General features: G+C 64.7%; 1 protein-coding gene. It reads right to left on the bottom strand.

The features are described 5' to 3' along the window. The coding region (gene carB / locus EN884_RS32255; protein ID WP_128360977.1) for a carbamoyl-phosphate synthase large subunit at positions 1-2,513 on the bottom strand (2,513 nt) is incomplete at its 3' end. Positions 2,514-2,677: the final 164 nt, after the last annotated feature.

Raw genomic sequence — 2,677 nt, 5'->3', positions numbered from 1 at the left:
TTGCCCAGCAGCGTGTTGATCTGGCCGGTCTTGTCGTTGGGGTATTTCTGCTTGATGTCCTCCGGCACCAGGCCGGGCACGGTGTCGAGCAGGTAGGTCTGCAGCATGCCCTCGTCATGGATGATCTGCATGGCGCGGCCGCCGAGCACATAGGACGGGCGCACCACCAGCGGGAAGCCGAGCTCGCCGGCGACCAGGCGGGCCTGCTCGACCGAATAGGCGATGCCGTTCTTCGGCTGGCTCAGGTTGAGCTTGTGCAGCAGCTTCTGGAAGCGGTCGCGGTCTTCGGCGAGATCGATCATGTCGGGCGAGGTGCCGAGGATGGGGATGCCGGCCTTCTCCAGCGCATCCGCCAGCTTCAGCGGCGTCTGGCCGCCGAACTGGACGATGACGCCGACCAGCTCGCCCGAGGCCTGCTCGGCGCGCAGGATCTCCAGCACGTCTTCGGCCGTCAGCGGCTCGAAATAGAGCCGGTCCGAGGTGTCGTAGTCGGTCGAGACCGTCTCCGGGTTACAGTTGATCATGATCGCTTCATAGCCGGCGTCGCGCAGCGCGAAGGCGGCGTGGCAGCAGCAATAGTCGAACTCGATGCCCTGGCCGATGCGGTTCGGCCCGCCGCCGAGGATGACGACCTTCTTGCGCGACGAGACCTGCGCCTCGTTGGCCAGCGCGCCGGCGAACGGCACTTCATAGGTCGAGTACATGTAGGCGGTGGGCGAGGCGAACTCGGCCGCACAAGTGTCGATGCGTTTATAAACAGGATGAACGTCGAGCTTTTCGCGAGCTTTCTGAATCACTTCGGCGTCGGTCTTCGTCAGCGACGCGAGGCGGGCATCGGAGAAACCCATGGCCTTCAGCATGCGCAGGTTGACGGCATCCTCGGGAATGCCGTGCTCGCGGATGCGGGCTTCCATGGCGACGATGCCGGCGATCTGTTCGAGGAACCACGGGTCGATCTTGCACATGGCGTGCACGTCCTCCAACGAGGTGCCCATGCGGATCGCCTGCGCCACCATGCGCAGCCGATCGGGCGTCGGCGTGCCGAGCGCTGCGCGGATGGCGTTGCGGTCGTCGGCATGGTTGGCGGAACCGAGGCCCCCATGGCTGAGACCGGGAATCTCGATCTCGTCCAGACCAGTCAGGCCGGTTTCAAGTCCACGCAGCGCCTTCTGCAGCGATTCCTGGAAGGTGCGGCCGATGGCCATGACTTCGCCGACCGACTTCATGGCGGTGGTCAGCACCGGCTCGGCGCCGGGGAATTTCTCGAAGGCAAAGCGCGGGATCTTCGTGACGACGTAGTCGATGCTCGGTTCGAACGAGGCTGGCGTCGCGCCGCCGGTGATGTCGTTCTCCAGCTCGTCCAGCGTGTAGCCGACGGCGAGTTTTGCCGCGATCTTGGCGATCGGGAAGCCGGTCGCCTTGGAGGCAAGTGCCGACGAGCGCGAGACGCGCGGGTTCATCTCGATCACCACCAGGCGGCCATCGGCCGGGTTGACGGCGAACTGCACGTTGGAACCGCCGGTCTCGACGCCGATCTCGCGCAGCACGGCGATCGAGGCGTTGCGCATCATCTGGTATTCTTTGTCGGTCAGCGTCAGCGCCGGGGCGACGGTGATCGAATCGCCCGTATGCACGCCCATCGGGTCGATGTTCTCGATCGAGCAGACGATGATGCAATTGTCCGCTCTGTCGCGGACGACCTCCATCTCATACTCCTTCCAGCCGAGCACGCTCTCCTCGATCAGCACTTCGGTGGTCGGCGAGGCGTCGAGGCCGGACTGGACGATCTCGTAGAATTCGGCGCGGTTGTAGGCGATGCCGCCGCCGGTGCCGCCCATGGTGAAGGACGGGCGGATGATGGCCGGCAGGCCGACATGGTCGAGCGCCTGGGCGGCGATCGCCATGCCATGGCTGATATAGCGCTGCTTGCGGTCGCCTTCGCCGAGGTTCCAGCGGGTTTCCAGCGCATCGAGCGCGGCGTCGAGATCGGCCGGCTTCTCGGCCTTGAGCGCCGCGCGCTCGGCCTCATGCGTCTTGCGGTCGGTGTTCTTGACGTCGGTGGCGTTGGCCAGCATCGACTTCGGCGTTTCCAGGCCGATCTTCTTCATCGCCTCGCGAAACAGCGCGCGGTCCTCGGCCTTGTCGATGGCGGTAGCGTCGGCGCCGATCATCTCGACATTGTAGCGCTCGAGCACGCCCATGCGGCGCAGCGACAGAGCGGTGTTGAGCGCGGTCTGGCCGCCCATGGTCGGCAGCAGCGCGTCGGGCCGCTCCTTGGCGATGATCTTGGCCACCACTTCAGGCGTGATCGGCTCGATATAGGTGGCGTCGGCCAGTTCCGGGTCGGTCATGATGGTGGCCGGGTTGGAATTGACCAGGATGACGCGGAAGCCTTCCTCCTTCAGCGCCTTGCAGGCCTGCGTGCCGGAATAGTCGAACTCGCAGGCCTGGCCGATGACGATGGGGCCGGCCCCGATGATCAGGATCGACTTGATGTCAGTGCGTCTTGGCATGTCAAAGGTCCGTTCGGCGGGCGGCTTGCACAAAAAACCGGGACGGGAAGACCCGGCCGGTTGTGCTCGCGATTCTGGTATCAGGCTAGGAGGGCCTTATAGGGAAGAGTTTTGACTGATGTAACCCCGAAAATGCGAGGTAGGGGAATAGGGGAGTAGGGGAG

This window comes from Mesorhizobium sp. M7A.F.Ca.AU.001.01.1.1, from assembly GCF_004022735.1.
GTDB lineage: Bacteria > Pseudomonadota > Alphaproteobacteria > Rhizobiales > Rhizobiaceae > Mesorhizobium > Mesorhizobium ciceri.
Note: the sequence above shows the minus strand (reverse complement) of the source record. Positions and strands in the feature narration are given on the sequence as shown.